The organism is Streptococcus oralis, from assembly GCF_026782285.1.
GTDB classification, from domain to species: domain Bacteria; phylum Bacillota; class Bacilli; order Lactobacillales; family Streptococcaceae; genus Streptococcus; species Streptococcus oralis_CG.
The window spans coordinates 237,380-254,322 of sequence record NZ_JAKUWG010000003.1; the positions used below are offsets into that span (position 1 = coordinate 237,380).

The window sequence follows — 16,943 nt, forward strand, 5'->3', positions numbered from 1 at the left end:
GGTGTACAAGAAGTGATCACAACCTTGTATAACTGAAAAGGAGGGAAATTTATGAAAGTAGAACTACAGATTAAGGAGACGTACAAGGAAGAAAAGCTGATTGTCCAAACTCCTCAGCCGACCGAAAAAGTCCAGAAAGTCATCGAGTTCGCTGAAAATCTTGACCAAAAAGAAACAATCAAAGGAAAGATTGAAGATCAGGTCTATCTAATTAAAATTAGTAAGATTCAACGCTTCTATATAGAGAATCGAAAGGTTCTAGCAGAAACTGCATCTCATACCTACACTATTGATTTGCGTCTCTATCAGGTTCTTGAAATGCTGCCGACAACTTTTATCCAAATTTCCCAATCTGAAATCGTCAATATCAACTCCATCTCTCATCTCAAGCTCACGCCCAACGGTCTGGTTGAAATTTTCTTAAAAAACGAAAGCTTCACCTACTCTTCACGCCGTTACCTAAAAACCATCAAGGAGAAATTAGAACTATGAAAAAACAAGTATTTCACGATGCAGCCACTGGTGTTCTTATCGGCCTCGTCCTCTCTATCATCTTTTCACTCATTTATGCCCCAAATACCTATGCGCCACTGAGTCCCGAGTCTCTCATCGGCCAAGCGATGGCTCAACATCAGGTTCACGGCGCCCTAGTTTTGCTCTACTGCACACTTATCTGGTCAGCTATCGGCGTTCTCTTTAGCTTTGGCAAGCGATTATTCAGCCGTGACTGGAGCTTGCTCCGTGCCACACTTTCCCATTTCTTCCTCATGCTGGCTGGCTTTGTCCCACTAGCAACTCTGGCTGGTTGGTTTCCCTTCCACTGTATCTTCTATCTCCAGCTTATTCTGGAGTTTGCGATTGTCTACCTCATCATCTGGACTATTCTCTATAAAAGAGAAGCAAAAAAAGTAGACCACATCAATCAACTCTTGGCTCATAAAAAGTAATAGAGAAAAATCCCACTCACAAATGCATGAGTGGGACTCTTTTTATAATTTTTGTTTGAACTCGACTAAGACATTCATAGCCTGCATAGGTGTCATGTTGTAAACATCCAGTTTAGCTAATTCTGCTAGAATAGGATGTTCTTCAGGCGCGTCAAAGAGTGACATCTGTTCTGTGACAGCACTTGTTTGTCTCATGGGAGCTGGACTTTCTGTTCCTTGATTCTCCAGTTGCGTCAAAATCTTATCCGCCCTTGCTAACAGTTTTGCTGGTAAACCAGCAATCTTGGCAACGTGGATACCGTAAGATTTGTCAGCAGGCCCTGGTTCAATCTTGTGAAGGAAGGTGACCTGTCCATCCTGCTCCAAGGTTGCCACGTGGACATTGACCAAGTGTTCCAAACTGGACTCCAGACTAGTCAACTCATGATAGTGGGTCGCAAAGAGGGTTTTGGCTCCGATATGTTCATGAATGTATTCGATGATGGACTGGGCAAGAGCCATCCCGTCATAAGTTGCAGTTCCCCGTCCCAATTCATCAAAGAGAATCAGTGAGTCCTTGGTCGCATGCGAAATGGCATTATTGGCCTCCATCATCTCCACCATAAAGGTTGATTGACCTGAAACCAAGTCATCTGCTGCTCCGATACGGGTAAAGATGGCATCAAAAATAGGCAAATGAGCGCTCTCAGCTGGTACATAAGAACCTAGCTGGGCCATAACCGCAGTCATGGCTAGCTGGCGCATATAGGTAGACTTCCCACTCATGTTTGGCCCTGTAATCAATTGAATGCTGGTATCTTCTGCCATCTGAATCGTATTAGGAATATAGGTCTGAGCTCCCATAACCTTTTCGACGACAGCATGGCGCCCTTTCTGGATATCAATTTGTGAATCGTCGCCAAACTCAGGTCGGATCAGATGCTGAGTTTCAGCCACAACTGCGAGACTTTGCAAGACATCAACCGTTGCAATTCCTTGGGCTAGAGCCTGCAAACGCTGTATATACTTGCTGACTTCCTCACGGATGCGCATAAAGATTTCATACTCTAGGTTGGCTGACTTCTCACGCGCCTCCAACATATCCCCCTCGATACGGGCTAATTCCTCAGTACCAAAGCGTTCTGAGTTTTTCAGCGTCGCCTTTCGGAAAAAGTGGACCGGCACATTCCCCAGTTGCGAATTGGTCACATGGAAATAGTAGCCATCCTTTTTATTGTAGTCAATCTTAAGCGTGCTGATGCCAGAGCTTTCTCTCTCCTTAGCCTCAATCTCAGCAATCCAGCCAGTCCCTTCTCTGAGCACACGACGGTACTTGTCTAAGGTCTCATCAAATCCCGTACGGATAATGCCACCTTCCGTAATCACGTGAGGAGCTTCAGGAGCAATCGCTGCGCTAATCAAATTCTCCAACTCAGGGATTCCATCCAATTGTTCGATAAGATAGGCCAGAGCAGGTTGCTCCATTGCCTCTAAAATCGCTCGAATCCGTGGCACACTGGATAAGGTAGTCGCCAACTGCAAGAGATCCTTGGGATTGGTCTTGCCAAAAGAAACCCGACTAGCCAAACGTTCGATGTCATAAACGCCTTTGAGACTGTCTGTCAAATCACTGCGCTCAAAGAAGTGGTCAAGAAAGACCTGCACCACCTCTTGACGTTGGATGATTCGCTCCTTATCAATCAAGGGACGATGAATCCAAGAGCGCAAAAGGCGCATGCCCATAGCTGTTTTGGTTTCATCCAAAAGCCAGAAAAGACTGCCCTGTTTCTTGCCTGAACGGGCATTCTCAACCAAATCCAGACTAGCCTTTGTCGCATAGTCCATCTGTAAGAAATCTTTGATTTCATAGCGGATAACTGGTTTGAGATGGTTCAATTCCCGCATCTGGGTCCGATGAATATACTGGAGCAGCTTACTAGCTGCCGCTTGCTCCACAGCTGCCAGTCGTGGATCCAGTAAATGGACGTCCTCAAAGCCTTCTTTCTCATAGGAAAGTACCAGATTCATCTGACGGCTGAGGATTTGTTCTTCTTCCTCAGACAAATCATAACCCAGCACCACTTCACGAGCCTTGAGGTTACGGATTTCCCCACAAACCAGCGTGAAATCCAATAAACCTGTCACATAAAAGTCACCGGTCACCAGATCCATATAGGCCAGACCAAACTGATTGCCATCACGATCTATGGCAACCAAGAAATTATTCTGACTATCCGGCTTACTGCTATCAACGACCGTTCCAGGTGTGATGACCTGGACCACCTCTCGCTTGACAACACCAACCGCTTGTTTGGGATCTTCCATCTGTTCGGCTATAGCAACTTTATAACCCTGTTCAATCAAAACATCAATATATTGCTGGGCAGAATGATAGGGGACACCCGCCATGGGTATCGGATTTTCTGCATTTTTATTACGACTGGTCAGTGAAATCTCTAAAATCTGCGCCGCATTGACCGCATCTTCGTAAAACAGCTCATAAAAATCACCCATCCGAAAGAGCAAAAAAGCATCTGGATATTGCTTTTTAATATCCACATACTGCTGCATACCAGGTGATAGTTTTTCTGTCGTCATATTGGCTCTCTCCTTGTCAAAAATAAGGCTTGGGAACAAGTCCCAAAACCCTATTCATCCTTCATCAAATCTAGCAAACGCTCTTCCATGAGCTTGGCAACATGCTGGTCTCGACAAATAACCAGTAAGGTATTGGCTCCCGCAACTGTTCCTAAAATCGCCTCGTCCTTATTTTCATCAACAATATTTGCTAAGACAGCCGCTTCTCCCAGCTTGGTATGAAGTACCAAAGTAAACTCTGCTCTCGCAACCCCTTCTAGATGATGCGACAAAAATTCTACCAAATCAATCTTTTCTGTTTCATTCGCTAGCACATAATATACCATACCATTTTTCTTAACCTTGATTAAGCCGATCTCGCGCAGGTCGCGAGACAAGGTCGTTTGCGTCACAAAGACATTCCGAACTTCTAGGCGATCTTGGATATCCTTTTGTGTAGCTAGTTTTTCCTCAGTGATCATCTTTTTAATCAACTGGTGTCGTTCTTTTTTTCTCATATCAACCTCTTACATGAATATTTATAACCGATTACGGGTTTATTTTTAGATATAATTATACCAAAAAAACTGAATAATTCAAAAAAATCTTTCTTCTTTCACTAAATTTATGATAAAATAGAATAAAAGTCCAAAAGGAGCCTACTTATGAGCACAAAAAAACTGATTGCTAGTGAATTGGCTAGCGTCATCGATAGCCTAGATCAAGAGGCTATTTTAAATTTACTAGAACAACCAAAAAACTCTGACATGGGAGATATCGCTTTTCCTGCTTTCTCACTTGCAAAAGTCGAACGCAAAGCCCCCCAAATGATTGCTGCTGAAATCGCTGAAAAAATCAACAGCCAAGCCTTTGAAAAAGTTGTTGCAACTGGTCCTTACGTCAACTTCTTCCTTGATAAATCTGCCATTTCTGGAGCAGTTATCAAAGAGATCATCGAAAAAGGATCTGACTACGCTCAACAAACGGAAGGCAAAGAGCAAAATATCACGATTGACCTATCAAGTCCAAACATCGCAAAACCTTTCTCAGTAGGTCACTTACGTTCAACTGTTATCGGAGATGCTCTTTCTAATATCTTTAAGAAAATGGGCTACAACACTATTAAAATCAACCACCTTGGAGACTGGGGTAAACAGTTTGGTCTTCTCATGGTTGCTTATAAAAAATGGGGGAGTAAGGAAGCCGTAGAAGCTAATCCAATTGACGAGTTGTTAGAATTGTACGTTCGCATCAATGCTGAAATCGAAAATGATCCAGCTCTTGATGATGAAGGACGTCTCTGGTTTAAAAAATTGGAAGATGGCGATCCAGAAGCAACTCAACTTTGGCAATGGTTCCGTGACGAAAGTTTGGTTGAGTTCAACCGCATTTACAAACTGTTGAACGTTGAATTTGATAGCTTAAACGGGGAGGCCTTCTATAATGACAAGATGGACGAAGCCGTGCAAATCCTTGAAGAAAAAGGTTTGCTAGAGGAGTCACGCGGAGCTAGCATTGTCAACCTCGATGATGTCGAACTTCCACCCGCTATGATTAAGAAATCTGACGGTGCAACCCTCTACATCACACGTGACATTGCAACAGCTATCTACCGTGCACGTACTTACAATTTTGTTAAAAATGTCTACGCAGTTGGTCAAGAGCAGTCTAACCACTTTAAACAGTTAAAAGCCGTCTTGAAAAAAATGGGATTTGACTGGAGCGATGATATGATTCACGTAGACTTCGGTTTGGTAACCAAGAACCGTCAAAAGCTCTCTACTCGTAAGGGAAATATTATCCTGCTCGAACCTACTCTTCAAGAAGCTATCAGCCGTGCTAAAGCACAAATTGAAGCGAAAAATCCTGATCTCGAAAACAAAGAGCAGGTTGCCCAAGCTGTCGGAGTAGGAGCTGTTAAATTCTACGACCTCAAGACTGACCGCCGAAATGGTTACGACTTTGACCTCGAAGCTATGGTTTCCTTTGAAGGAGAAACTGGTCCATACATCCAATACGCTTACGCTCGTATCCAATCTCTCCTTAGAAAAGCAGACTTCCAACCAAATGCTCAAGCAAGTTACAGTCTAAATGATGCTGAAAGCTGGGAAATTATCAAACTTCTCCAAGACTTTGCCCGTGTCATCAAACGCGCATCTGTCAACTATGATCCATCGCTCATTGCCAAGTATGCAATCAGCTTGGCTCAAGCCTTCAATAAATACTATGCCCACACTCGTATCTTGGATGAAAGTCCAGAGCGTGACAGCCGTCTAGCCCTCAGCTACGCAACAGCTGTTGTTCTCAAAGAAGCCCTTCGTTTGCTTGGAGTAGAAGCACCAGAGAAGATGTGATTCAGTACTAACAATTGGAACTAAAGTTCCTAATTGTTAGACGCTAGCCGCTTATGCTTATATGCGAACTAGCTAACTGCTTCACTAGTCATGACCCCTAAATATAATCGATTTAGAGGCCATGACGTCGTAACTATGGTGATTTGGCTAGGCGCTTCACTAGTTCTGGGACATAAATATTATCGATTTATGTCCCAGAACGTCGTAACCAGTACGAATTGCCTAAACGCTTTACTAATTCACCAAACCAAATAAAATCGATTTGATTTGGTTCATGTCGTAATCTTTAAATCACTTAATTGCAAAGCAATCTAAGTAACTAACACCAAATCCTATACGGACTTTTCAGTTAAAGGTCAAGACCGTCTTGTTTTATCTGTCGGATACCTGTTCCGCTAGTCTAATCACTTAGTTGAAAAGCGAAAATTTCTTTCGCTTTTCTTATGCCATCAACTTTTTTATCAAACCAGGAGAAATTTTATGAGCCAGTATGCTTATATCTTAGTTCTTATCAGTCTTGTCGTTCTTTTTCTCATCAATAAATACGAAAAAGAAAAACTTCAACAACTCCTTCAGGAACAGCTTCTGAGGGACGAAGCTTTCAAAACAGACATACGCGAAAGGATCCAAACAACGGAAAATATCAATGATGTGATTGACTACATCAATAAAGGTTACCGTTTGGGACTCCTGCTTTCTAAGGAAATCACTGAGCAATTGAAATAAGGGAATCCGAGAAGCTTTCTTCTCGGATTTTTTACTCCCATCAATACCATTTCCTTGTGATAATCATATCTTTCATATGATTTTTCTGAAATTTTCTAAATTTTTCAAAAATTCTCTTGCATTTTTCATAAGTTTCTTGTAGAATAGAACTTATCTATTCAGATTATTCTGAAAATTCAAAAATGGGAGGTTTTTATGTCACAAGTTACTTCATCACACCAATCTACCTGGGCAAGCAAGCTGAAAGCAATGGGGCCAGGAATCCTAATGGCTTCTGCTGCCGTTGGAGGTTCTCACATCGTATCCTCCACTCAAGCCGGTGGTTCTTATGGATGGTCTCTGCTTCTCTTGGTCATCTTAGCCAATGTTTTTAAATATCCATTTTTCCGTTTTGGTGCTGAATACACAGCAGATACTGGAAAGACCTTGGTTGAAGGCTATGCAGAAAAAGGAAAACTCTATCTCTGGATTTTCTTTATTCTCAATGTCTTTTCTGCTATGGTCAATACAGCCGGAGTTGCTATCCTTTGCTCAGCTATCATTGCTAGCGCCTTTCCAATGATTGGTCTTAGCATCACTCAATGGTCCCTTATCCTTGTTGCAGTCATTTGGGCCATGCTACTCTTTGGGGGCTACAAACTATTGGATGGTATGGCCAAATGGATCATGTCTGCTTTAACCATTGCAACTGTTCTTGCAGTTATCATTGCAGCAATTAAGCATCCAGAATACAGCTCTGATTTTATCGAGAAAACACCTTGGCAAATGGCGGCACTCCCCTTTATCGTTTCCCTCTTAGGATGGATGCCTGCCCCTATTGAAATTTCAGCCATCAACTCACTCTGGTCTGCTGAAAAGAAAAAGACCGTTAACTTTAATACAGCGGATGCTCTTTTCGACTTTAACGTTGGGTACATTGGGACTGGTATCCTAGCTGTATTCTTTGTGGCACTAGGAGCACTCATTCAATATCCTACAGGGCAAGCGGTTGAAGCTGCTTCTGCCAAATACATCTCGCAATTTGTGGGCATGTATGCCTCTGTCCTTGGCGAATGGTCTCGATATTTGATTACCTTCATCGCTTTCCTCTGTATCTTTGGGACAGTCATTACTGTCATCGATGGCTATTCACGTGTCAACCAGGCCTCCCTTCAACTCTTAGCAAATCAAAAAGAGGATAATCGTAAATCTTTGAACATCTGGATGACCATCACAGCTATCATTGGTATCGTCATCATCAAGTTCTTTGCTGGTCAAGTTTCAACCATGCTCCGCTTCGCCATGATTGGTTCTTTCCTGACAACACCATTCTTTGCCCTTTTGAACTATGTCTTGGTCACCAGTGAAAATAAAAATCTTCCTTCTTGGTTGAAACTCCTCGCTATTGCAGGATTGATTTTCCTCTTTGGATTTGCCATCTTCTTTATCTATGCACTTGCCATCGGAAAAGCAGGTTAGTTCACAAAGCAGCACCCTCGTCTGGGTGCTTTTTCTGCACCCAAAAAGCAGTTGAGAAAACCCGACTGCCTACTTGAACTATTCTAACTCTCTGAATCCAATCCATACAAATCCGCGATAATCGCTGCAACCTTTTTAATATCTCCTAGCATCCCTCGCATTTCAAAATCTGCTAGAACAGGGAAGCCAAAGCGCTGACTGTACTGCTTGGCAGTCAAACAGTATTGGTTATTAAAATTGCGATTACCAGATCCCACTACACCAAAACACTTACTGGCATTGTCTCCATAGGCGATAAAATCACCTACTGGAGTTGTCAGGATCTCAACATCGCCGTTATCGACACCATTTCCACCTTCTAGATAGGTTGGTAAAAAGGCGACATAAGGATTGTCCATTTCAAAGAAATCTTTCCCTTCCTTGACCAAATCCTTGATATGGATCTTTTGGACCTCAACCCCTTCGTGCTGAGACAAGAGATAGTCCTTGAGTCGGGTTACAAAACTCTCTGTATTCCCGCTCAAACTGATATAAACTAAGGATATTTTTTTCATTTTGACCTCGATTTTTATGTTTACGATATAAAAAGAACTAACAAGATTGTAACTTGATAGTTCCCTTTTGTCAACTCTTATGCGAGCTCTTCTGTTTCGACTTCCTCAGACAAATCTTTTTGTTGACGCCACATCTTGTAAAAGACGATAGCAAGAAACAGGACATTTATAACAACAAATAAAATCGTTGTTCCCTTTCCAAGGACTTCTGTCCCTAGTCGCAAGGTTTCATCACGGATAGCTTGTACAGCATCTTGCATACCCATGTAAGTATAAATCGAACCAACAATGGCAAGCAAAACATAAGCAATGTAAGCATAATTTGCATATTGCAAATGATTACGAACCAAGAGCACAATACCTGCGACTACTAAAATCGCAGATAAAATAATCAAAACGATGTTAACAGTCGAATGCGATAATTCAGCCATCTTATATAGATAATTGACCGTATCTTCCAGCTGCTGAGCGCTAATGCCTTGCATCTGTGCTTGACTGGCACCTAGTGATTCTTTACTAGGTACTGGACTTAGCAGTCCAAACAAAGACATAGCTGAGATCAATGCGGATAGAACTAACAAAACCCATAAGTAGATTGGTTTCTTTTTCATATTTTTCCTCCTTAAGGCATTTTGGACATTATAGCATTTTTTGCACGTAAATACAAGTTTTACAAGGAACTTTCAACTTGCTTGCGATAAGCTTTGGGTGATTTTCCGCACAATTTACGGAAAACCTTGTAGAAATAGCCGACGTTACTGTAGCCAACGGCATAGCAAACATCTTCAATACTATCATTGGTTGAAAGCAAGAGCTGTTGCGCTGCCTTAATTCGCTGCTTGTTGAGCAATTCCGCAAAGGTCGAGTTGGTTTCTCGCTTGATCAGTTGACCAAGGTAGACTGGATTGATAAAGAGATCCTTGCTGATATCCTTAAGTGATAACTCTTTTTGATAATCACGGCCGATAACCTCCAGAACACTGACTACATTTTCATTCATACGATACTGGCCAAAGAACTTGGTCAAAGTTGCTTTGATGTAGGCAACCAACTCTTCAAAGGAGTTAATGGCATGGATGGCTTTGACAATCTCGGTCATATCATCCGCTTTTAGATGCTCAAACAAGTGGAAGACATCCATGACAAATTGGGTGAAGAGTTGTTTGGTGATAGCCACGCGCGGTGTATTCTCTAAGACAACCTTCTCCAGCAGAGTCAATTCTTCAATGATTTGATTGATATTTCCTTGGATAATCACGCGATAAATCGGTTCGTAATAGGCAAATAGACTCTCGGATTTTTCTAGATTGACAGAACCGTAAAAGAGGGCTTTTTCTGCGTTGATCTTCCATTTTTCAAAGGCTTGTTGGTAGGGCGCTCCAAAAGGCGTCACTACGATTCCATCTAGTGGTTGATCAGAGATAAAAATCTGCCAGTCTTGACCTAAAACATAGTAAGGAATTGTGAAAGAACCTTGTTTTTCCTTGGAAAGACCTATCCACCAGTTGTCTTTACCTGCTAAGAAGTTGACAAAGCCTTCTTCATCCAATTCTTGGCTGAGAGTCTGGCTTTGCTCCACCTTTTCTTGAAGCTGTCGCGCAATTTTTTCTAATAGATGACTCAACTCCACCTTATCCACTGGCTTGACCAGATAATCTACAACACTAAGATTCATTGCTTTTTTGACGTAGTCAAATTCCTGATAACCAGACAGCAAGATATAATAGGTATCTGGAAGCAGCTCCTTCATTTCCTTAATCATCTCAAGCCCTGTCTTATCTGGCATATTGACATCGGAAATGATCACATCTACTGGATTTTCCTTGACATAGTCTAAAGCATCATCAGCATGATTGGCTGTTGCGACGACTTGCATATCCCATTTTTCAAAGGGGATTAATCGCTTGAGCCCCTCTGTCACCATATACTCGTCGTCTACTAATAAAACTTTATACATTTCCCTTCCTTTCTATTCATTTTGAATAGTAATACGATAGCGAACACCTTCTTGCTCAGCTGGCTCTACACTGATTTGGTAGCGATCCCCAAAATAGAGGACAAAGCGTTCGTGCACATTCACTATTCCGATTGACTGCCGCTCGCCGCTGTAGCTTGCTTCGTGCTCAAAACTTCTCTGAGCTAATTTCTCTTGCAGGGCAGCTAATTTTTCAGCAGGCATGCCACGACCATTGTCTACCACTAGAATTTCAACAAATCCCTCACCCTTCAAGACCTTGATGCTGATGACATTGTCTGTTCGGCGGTAGTCAATACCATGGGCAAAGTAGTTTTCGACCAATGGTTGGAGCGTAAACTTGGGAATCTTCATATTTTCTAATTCTGGCGCGATCTTAAAGCCATAAGCTACTGACTTTGGATAGCGAACCATACAGAGATAACTGTATTTACGACAAAATTCTAGTTCTTGTTGCAATGTCGTTTCACGCTCATCGGAGATATTGTTACGCAACAAGCTACTAAATTCATAGATAATATCCGCCAGCTCATCTTGGCTTTCCATCACTGCATACATGCGAAGAAATTCCAAGGTATTATACATAAAATGCGGATTAATCTGAGCTTGCAAGGCTCGCATATTGGCATCTTTTTGGCTAAGTTCCAACTGATAAATATCGTGGATATTCTTTTCCAGACGATCCAACATATCATTGGTGGTTTCTGCAATGAGAAGTAACTCCTGATCTTTCTCAGAGGTATCGATGCGAAGTCCCTCTTCTCCTTGAGCAATAACCTGAATAGACTCGACCAGATCCACAACCTGCCTTTGGTAATTGGAGAAGGTCTGCCTCAAGGTCACATATAAAATAATAATAAAGAGACCACTCAAACCAACAATGACAGCAGAACTAGTTAAAGTCCCAGTAAGAACAAAATCCTTAGGAACTGCTGATTGGACTTGATAGCCGTGTGATGTCAAACCTACAATCCAATTTTCCCGTTCAGCTACTACATTTTCCCCTATATGAAACAATTCAGTATCAAAAGGGGAGGTGATCGTCACGGCCACAGGAATCAGACCGCGAGTATTATCAATTGCTTGGTAAAGTACATCCTGCGATAAAGAAATGTAGATAACACCTAGAGACTGATCGGAGTTAGGATCAAGTACTGGTATGGCAAAACTATTGGCTGCTGGTTTGAAATCCTCAGCAAGAATTTTCTCTCCGCTACGTTTCTCTCTAGTAGAAACGTAGACTTCCTTGTAGTCTTGCAAAACAATTGCAACACCTGTCACAAAGTCATTTCTTACATACAAATCATCAATGTTTTCATACAAGGACACTGATACATAGGGAGACGCTTTACGTTGCAACAGCCAGTAAAAATAATCCGATGTACTCAGACTAAAATACTTATAAATCCCCTCTATCCGTGCTCGATTTTCAACTAGTTCCTGCGCTAGCTGAGTCGACTCTCTATGGTAATATTCAATCTCACTCACTGTCCGAGTCGTTACACGTTGAGCTACTCTCTGGGCTTCTTTTTCACGGGAACTCCAGTCAGCATAGGAGAGCATGACCGCAAAACTTGCAATGATGACAATCATCACCAAGGTATAGATGCGCAAGAGCGAGTGGAGCCAGAACGGCTTCATTTTATTTTGTCGCCAATTTTTCATGGATACTTTCATATACAGGTTCCAACATATCACTGATAAAGAAATGCCACATCCCAATTCCTACGAAGGAAAGCAAGGCGGGCATATAGTAACCAATTCCTACAAGCATGACCGTACCAAATAAAACCTTGGCAATTGCCGGCAAATTCATAAAAATCCCGATAAGAGCGAGTTTTACAGTATTTCGATAAGAGAGCTCATAGTGAACTTGGAGTTTCAATGAAACGGTATAAGCCAAAAAAACAAAGGCAACAACAAGGATATTGAGAAAGGTTGCCAAGAGATGGAAGATAGTCTGATGGGGCAATTGAACCAAAAGGTACAAACCATAGACTAAGACTAGATCTACAAGTACAAAACTATAGAAAGCTAAGTTGCTCTTGACAAAGTTACTCTTATACAATTCCCAAGCTTCTTTCAAACTATAAGCTCGATAAGTATAACCGTGCTCCGCATATAAACTCATAAGAGTTGCACTAGCTGGTGCCAAACCAAAGACCACACCTCCTGCTAGTGTCAATAACCAGAAAAAAGCCGTCGCAATCATTCCTAAAAAGAAACGATTAAAGACGAATTCTAGAAACTTTCCCATGATATCCTCCTTAAAACAACTATGTAACTATTATATCATATTTCAAACGTTTTCAAAAACATAGAGCTCCCATTTACAATACTCTAAAAGCGTGATACAATTGATTTTGACAGTTTTATATAAGGAGATTCTCATGAAGAAAAATATCTTAACTACCCTCTTAGCCGTCGTTCTCTACTTCCTCTGTCTAGGAATCGGAGTAGTACTTGGACACTTGGTGGATTCAACGGGCAATATGTTCTATGCGCCTGCCTTTTCTGCCCTTGTCGGTGGCAGTGTCTACATGCTTCTTTTAACGAAGATCCCTCGTTTTGGTGCAATCACCACTCTCGGACTCTTTATGGCCCTCTTTTTCCTAGCTAGTAAACACGGTGCCGGTGCCTTTCTACCAGCTATCACTTGCGGTCTTGCAGCAGATGCCATCGCTCGCCTCGGCCACTATCAGGATAAGATTAAAAATCTTCTCTCCTTCCTCGTCTTTGCTTTTAGTACAAGTGGCCCTATCTTCCTCATGTGGATCCGTCCCAAAGCTTACGTGGCTACCTTGCTCGCGCGTGGAAAAGCCCAAGAATACATTGACCGTATCATGGTCGCTCCAGAGCTAGACAAAATTTTTCTCTTTGTCGCAAGCATTCTCCTTTGTGCCTTGATTGGTGCTGTGATTGGGCAATTTCTAAGTCAAAAAATAGCCGATAAAATATAAGGTAAAAGCCCTGAAGACTAGCAATGCCTAGCTCCAGGGCCTTTTTGTATACAATCTTAAAATTCACTATAGATAAATTCTTGAATATTTGAAAAATCAGTCACAAAACAGTAAATCACGATGCTCAAGATAACCGTATAGAAAAATAGTGTCCACAAGATTAAACGATGTGTGTTAGTTAGCTTGGTTTGCAAATTTGTAAAGTTCTTTTTCAACTTCCATCCATCCTTTCACTCCAACGTGCATCACGTCAAATAAAAAGTAATCATCATACTCTCTGTTTCCATAGTTTAATACGGTTGCACCATGGCTTTTTGCGACATCTTCTATTTTTTTATAAGTTTTCTCCCGCATCTCTCTTGAGACACCAGTGTAGTCATTCCATTTCCCGTTTACTGGGAAAATAATAACCTCAACTTCAATGCCCAATTCTTTAGCAACTGTCAAGAAGAGTTCCATATCTGAATACTCTGGTGACTCTAGGTAGCTCAAATCTTTATTGGAATCTTTTAGCGATGCATAGCGATCTTTTAAGTAAGTATTGTAGTAGTTATTATCAACAGCATAGTCATTATTGTCTGTTTTCTTTTTGACCTCTTCTACAAACTGATCCGTCATCTTTTCCCAATCATAGTCTGGGGTTTTGTCTCCTGATGAGGGATAATCTGATTTCTCATGATTTTCATAAAATTTTCGTTTGAGCTTAAAGGAATACATCGCGTTCTCAAACTCTAATAGTTTTTTATCAACAATGGTTCCTTTTCCATCTATGAAATAACTTTTATATTTTTTGTAGATGTCATTTTGTTGCTTGTTCCCCTTGGTAATCTCGATAATGCGATTGATTAGTTTTTCTTTCGTTTCTTTACTAATCTTGTCATTATCTAGCATGTGGAAAATATGTTCCTGAGAAGCCTTGTTCAAAAAGGCATCTTGATGGGTCCCATCTTTTTCAAACCACTGAACCGACTCTACTATAGCTACTTTTCGCTTACTCATAGATCCTTCAATAGAGCCCAAGGTCGTAGCCTGAATGATGTTTTGAGAATAACTGGTCCCAATCTGCATGATATTAAAATCGTTGTAGTTAAAAATCTTATTAGGATGATAATCTTCATTTATCGTTGCAACCAACTCAGATGACCCCAATAGAACCAGTGTATTGGGAGTGATATTGCTTGTTAGAATATCTCTACTTTTATACTTTTCATACGAGGTGCTATAGCGAATACTGTTATCCTTGACTTTATAATAATCATCAATCTTCTTGACATACGTCACATTTAAAAGGGCAAGCGTCGCAATTACGAGCACAAGCGATAGTAAAAATGCTTTTAATTTAATCATCTCGTTTTATCCTATCCCTCCGATCTGTCCGATTTCTTTTCAATCTCTTATCTCTTTAAAATTGTCAGTAAGATTTTATAGGGTTCACCTGAAAAGATAAAGAAACCAATCATAACCAAATTCATGGTCACAAACCAACTTAATAGCTTATACCAGTTTTTGTTTTTATTTTTCTTATAAAAATTGCTTTTCTTTTGATACACTTCAAATCCAGCCATCAAGACACCATGGTAAAAACCATAAACAATGTAGCTAACGCTAAGACCATGCCAAAAACCCATGACCAACATATTGACCATATAGGCATAGGTTGCATTGTGTAGTCTATTTTTGAACCATTTTTTCCTGATAACCTGCATCAATACTCTTGAAAATACAAAATCTCTCAACCAGGTCGACAAGGTGATATGCCATCTGGTCCAAAAATCCTTGATATCAACACTCAAGAAAGGTTTGTTAAAGTTCATCGGTGTCTGAATACCTAGAATATTACTACTTCCAACGGCCATTAGACTATAGCCCGCAAAGTCGAAGAACAGATACAAGGTATAGAGGTACATATACTTGATTGAGTAAACGACTGTGCCAGTATTATTTAGAGTGAGTAACATCTGGTAAACATAGGTTGATAAAACAACCTTGTAAAGAAGGCCTAGAACGATACGATAAATACCGTCCCCAGCTAACTCTAGATACTCTTTCCGAGGCATGACCTCGTTTATCTCTTTTAAAAATCTCCTACTCCGATCAATCGGACCAGCACTAACTGTTGGGAAAAAGAGCAAAAACTGTAGATAATCTTTTACAGTGATTTTTTCTTTGATCAAGCCATCCGATATTTCTAGCATGATCTGAATGGTCTTAAAGGACATATAGGAAATACCAATAAAGGCCAACAAATGCAGAGAAGTCAGGGCAAAGACTTTATTGATCACCAAAGGAAGAATGGAAAGGAAAACCAGTGGTTTCAGCCGCTTTGCTTCTATCCTCTGTGCTAGAAAAACCAAAAAATACTGGTAAACGATAAAGGCGAGCAAATAGACCATCATCGCTCGACTCTTGCCATAAATAGTTCCTGCAAATAAGAAGGAGAGCGCCAAAATATAGTAGTCCTTACGTTTTTCAAAAAAGTTTACCACAAAACCAATCAGTAAAACTACAAACAAGAGAAGGAAGAAATCATTCCCCTCAAAATAATTCATATCAACCGAACTCCTTTTTCATTTTCTCATCTCGCTTCAAGGTTTATCTTTCTAGTTTTTTCCTATCCTATCACCAGAGAGAGTTAACTTTATCTATTATACCATAATTTAAAAACTTTAAATGCCCCTGTTGGCAGCTTCCTAGAACAAAAAAGAGCCCTTCGGCTCTTTTTATTTATGACTTAATTTCTTGGTCAAGAAATCTCCCAAGAACTGGATCGTAAAGATAATCAAGATGATAATGATGGTTGCTAAAACTGTCACATCGTGATTGAAACGGTTAAATCCATAAGCGATGGCTACGTTACCGATACCACCAGCTCCGACCGCACCAGCCATAGCTGTTTCACCGACTAGTGAAATCAAGGTCACAGTCGTCACACGAATCAAATCTGGAAGACCTTCCGATAGATAAACACCCACGATGTCCCAGAAGGTCGCTCCGCTCGCTTGAGCCGCCTCAATGACACCACCATCTAGCTCAGCCAAGACAACCTGCACCTGACGGGCAAAGAAGGCAAAGACTGCAAAAGAAAGTGGCACAAGGGCTGCATTTGGCCCAATACTAGTCTTGACAATCAAGTGAGAGAGTGGAGACAAGATCGCCAAAAGGATGATAAAGGGAACCGCACGGAAAATTGAGGTAATCTTGTCTAAAATCCAGAAGACTACCTTATTTTCCAAGACACCACCTGGTGCTGTCAAGACAAGGAAAAGACCTGCCACCAGCCCCAAGAACCCTCCGATAATGAAGGAAAGAACTGTCATATAAAGAGTTAGGTAAATGGCTGTTCCCCAGCCTGCTTGACCAGCCCAGCCCATTTTATAGACATTTGGTAAATAGGTTTGAATCAATGATTCCAT

16 protein-coding genes are annotated in these 16,943 nt (G+C 41.1%); 6 read left to right on the top strand and 10 right to left on the bottom strand.

What is annotated here, in order from left to right; genetic code table 11:
• The first annotated feature begins 51 nt into the window (after positions 1-51).
• Positions 52-492, top strand: coding sequence for a LytTR family DNA-binding domain-containing protein (locus MK403_RS03515; RefSeq protein ID WP_125424992.1), 441 nt, complete (start codon positions 52-54; stop codon positions 490-492).
• Complete coding sequence (locus MK403_RS03520; protein ID WP_125424991.1) at positions 489-947, top strand: DUF3021 domain-containing protein; 459 nt, start codon at positions 489-491, stop codon at positions 945-947. Before MK403_RS03515 ends, MK403_RS03520 begins: the two co-directional genes overlap by 4 nt.
• 42 nt (positions 948-989) lie before the next feature.
• Here MK403_RS03520 and mutS read toward each other — a convergent pair whose 3' ends face one another.
• Together mutS and argR are read right to left on the bottom strand one after the other, a co-directional pair.
• The gene (gene mutS / locus MK403_RS03525; RefSeq protein ID WP_268708957.1) at positions 990-3,524 is read right to left on the bottom strand and encodes a DNA mismatch repair protein MutS; all 2,535 of its coding nucleotides are present in this window, start codon (positions 3,522-3,524) and stop codon (positions 990-992) included.
• Between the two features lie 50 nt (positions 3,525-3,574).
• On the bottom strand, positions 3,575-4,021 hold the full coding sequence (gene argR, locus MK403_RS03530; RefSeq protein WP_061418468.1) for an arginine repressor: 447 nt from the start codon (positions 4,019-4,021) through the stop codon (positions 3,575-3,577).
• A 147-nt stretch (positions 4,022-4,168) separates the two neighbouring features.
• Here argR and argS point away from each other — a divergent pair, with 147 nt between their 5' ends.
• From argS to MK403_RS03545, 3 genes are all read left to right on the top strand, one after another.
• The gene (argS, locus tag MK403_RS03535; protein ID WP_268708958.1) at positions 4,169-5,857 is read left to right on the top strand and encodes an arginine--tRNA ligase; all 1,689 of its coding nucleotides are present in this window, start codon (positions 4,169-4,171) and stop codon (positions 5,855-5,857) included.
• Between the two features lie 480 nt (positions 5,858-6,337).
• Positions 6,338-6,583, top strand: a complete 246-nt coding sequence (locus MK403_RS03540) for a hypothetical protein (RefSeq protein ID WP_000084854.1) — start codon at positions 6,338-6,340, stop codon at positions 6,581-6,583.
• A 195-nt stretch (positions 6,584-6,778) separates the two neighbouring features.
• A complete protein-coding gene (locus MK403_RS03545) occupies positions 6,779-8,041 on the top strand; it encodes an NRAMP family divalent metal transporter (protein ID WP_268708959.1) in 1,263 nt (420 codons plus the stop codon).
• A gap of 83 nt (positions 8,042-8,124) precedes the next feature.
• Here the strand turns inward: MK403_RS03545 and nrdI are convergent, their stop codons facing one another.
• The 5 genes from nrdI to MK403_RS03570 all read right to left on the bottom strand — a co-directional run bounded on the left by nrdI (position 8,125) and on the right by MK403_RS03570 (position 12,827).
• Entirely contained in the window at positions 8,125-8,595 is a 471-nt protein-coding gene (gene nrdI, locus MK403_RS03550; protein WP_268708960.1) for a class Ib ribonucleoside-diphosphate reductase assembly flavoprotein NrdI, read from the bottom strand.
• Between the two features lie 77 nt (positions 8,596-8,672).
• A complete protein-coding gene (locus MK403_RS03555; protein WP_268708961.1) occupies positions 8,673-9,206 on the bottom strand; it encodes an ABC transporter permease in 534 nt (177 codons plus the stop codon).
• Between the two features lie 59 nt (positions 9,207-9,265).
• Positions 9,266-10,552: a response regulator transcription factor gene (locus MK403_RS03560; RefSeq protein WP_268708962.1), complete on the bottom strand. Its 1,287-nt coding sequence runs from the start codon at positions 10,550-10,552 to the stop codon at positions 9,266-9,268.
• A gap of 12 nt (positions 10,553-10,564) precedes the next feature.
• On the bottom strand, positions 10,565-12,235 hold the full coding sequence (locus MK403_RS03565) for a sensor histidine kinase (protein ID WP_268708963.1): 1,671 nt from the start codon (positions 12,233-12,235) through the stop codon (positions 10,565-10,567).
• Positions 12,213-12,827 carry a YesL family protein gene (locus MK403_RS03570; protein ID WP_000514455.1) on the bottom strand — a complete coding sequence of 205 codons (615 nt, stop codon included), beginning with the start codon at positions 12,825-12,827 and terminating at the stop codon, positions 12,213-12,215. Before MK403_RS03570 ends, MK403_RS03565 begins: the two co-directional genes overlap by 23 nt.
• A gap of 133 nt (positions 12,828-12,960) precedes the next feature.
• Between MK403_RS03570 and MK403_RS03575 the strand changes: the two genes are divergently transcribed.
• Positions 12,961-13,530 carry an MptD family putative ECF transporter S component gene (locus MK403_RS03575; RefSeq protein ID WP_268708964.1) on the top strand — a complete coding sequence of 190 codons (570 nt, stop codon included), beginning with the start codon at positions 12,961-12,963 and terminating at the stop codon, positions 13,528-13,530.
• Positions 13,531-13,704: 174 nt separating this feature from the next.
• Here MK403_RS03575 and dltD read toward each other — a convergent pair whose 3' ends face one another.
• The 3 genes from dltD to MK403_RS03590 all read right to left on the bottom strand — a co-directional run bounded on the left by dltD (position 13,705) and on the right by MK403_RS03590 (position 16,943).
• Entirely contained in the window at positions 13,705-14,877 is a 1,173-nt protein-coding gene (gene dltD, locus MK403_RS03580; RefSeq protein WP_268708965.1) for a D-alanyl-lipoteichoic acid biosynthesis protein DltD, read from the bottom strand.
• Positions 14,878-14,924: 47 nt separating this feature from the next.
• Positions 14,925-16,079, bottom strand: a complete 1,155-nt coding sequence (gene dltB, locus MK403_RS03585; RefSeq protein WP_268708966.1) for a D-alanyl-lipoteichoic acid biosynthesis protein DltB — start codon at positions 16,077-16,079, stop codon at positions 14,925-14,927.
• A 171-nt stretch (positions 16,080-16,250) separates the two neighbouring features.
• Positions 16,251-16,943, bottom strand: coding sequence for a methionine ABC transporter permease (locus tag MK403_RS03590; protein ID WP_061418498.1), 693 nt, complete (start codon positions 16,941-16,943; stop codon positions 16,251-16,253).

Coding starts and splice junctions, on each gene's coding strand:
- MK403_RS03560 (WP_268708962.1), bottom strand. CDS start 10,552: ATGTATAAAGTTTTATTAGTAGACGACGAGTATATGGTGACAGAGGGG.
- MK403_RS03590 (WP_061418498.1), bottom strand. CDS start 16,943: ATGGAATCATTGATTCAAACCTATTTACCAAATGTCTATAAAATGGGC.
- mutS (WP_268708957.1), bottom strand. CDS start 3,524: ATGACGACAGAAAAACTATCACCTGGTATGCAGCAGTATGTGGATATT.
- argR (WP_061418468.1), bottom strand. CDS start 4,021: ATGAGAAAAAAAGAACGACACCAGTTGATTAAAAAGATGATCACTGAG.
- dltB (WP_268708966.1), bottom strand. CDS start 16,079: ATGAATTATTTTGAGGGGAATGATTTCTTCCTTCTCTTGTTTGTAGTT.
- MK403_RS03545 (WP_268708959.1), top strand. CDS start 6,779: ATGTCACAAGTTACTTCATCACACCAATCTACCTGGGCAAGCAAGCTG.
- nrdI (WP_268708960.1), bottom strand. CDS start 8,595: ATGAAAAAAATATCCTTAGTTTATATCAGTTTGAGCGGGAATACAGAG.
- MK403_RS03555 (WP_268708961.1), bottom strand. CDS start 9,206: ATGAAAAAGAAACCAATCTACTTATGGGTTTTGTTAGTTCTATCCGCA.
- MK403_RS03520 (WP_125424991.1), top strand. CDS start 489: ATGAAAAAACAAGTATTTCACGATGCAGCCACTGGTGTTCTTATCGGC.
- MK403_RS03540 (WP_000084854.1), top strand. CDS start 6,338: ATGAGCCAGTATGCTTATATCTTAGTTCTTATCAGTCTTGTCGTTCTT.
- argS (WP_268708958.1), top strand. CDS start 4,169: ATGAGCACAAAAAAACTGATTGCTAGTGAATTGGCTAGCGTCATCGAT.
- dltD (WP_268708965.1), bottom strand. CDS start 14,877: ATGATTAAATTAAAAGCATTTTTACTATCGCTTGTGCTCGTAATTGCG.
- MK403_RS03570 (WP_000514455.1), bottom strand. CDS start 12,827: ATGGGAAAGTTTCTAGAATTCGTCTTTAATCGTTTCTTTTTAGGAATG.
- MK403_RS03565 (WP_268708963.1), bottom strand. CDS start 12,235: ATGAAAAATTGGCGACAAAATAAAATGAAGCCGTTCTGGCTCCACTCG.
- MK403_RS03515 (WP_125424992.1), top strand. CDS start 52: ATGAAAGTAGAACTACAGATTAAGGAGACGTACAAGGAAGAAAAGCTG.
- MK403_RS03575 (WP_268708964.1), top strand. CDS start 12,961: ATGAAGAAAAATATCTTAACTACCCTCTTAGCCGTCGTTCTCTACTTC.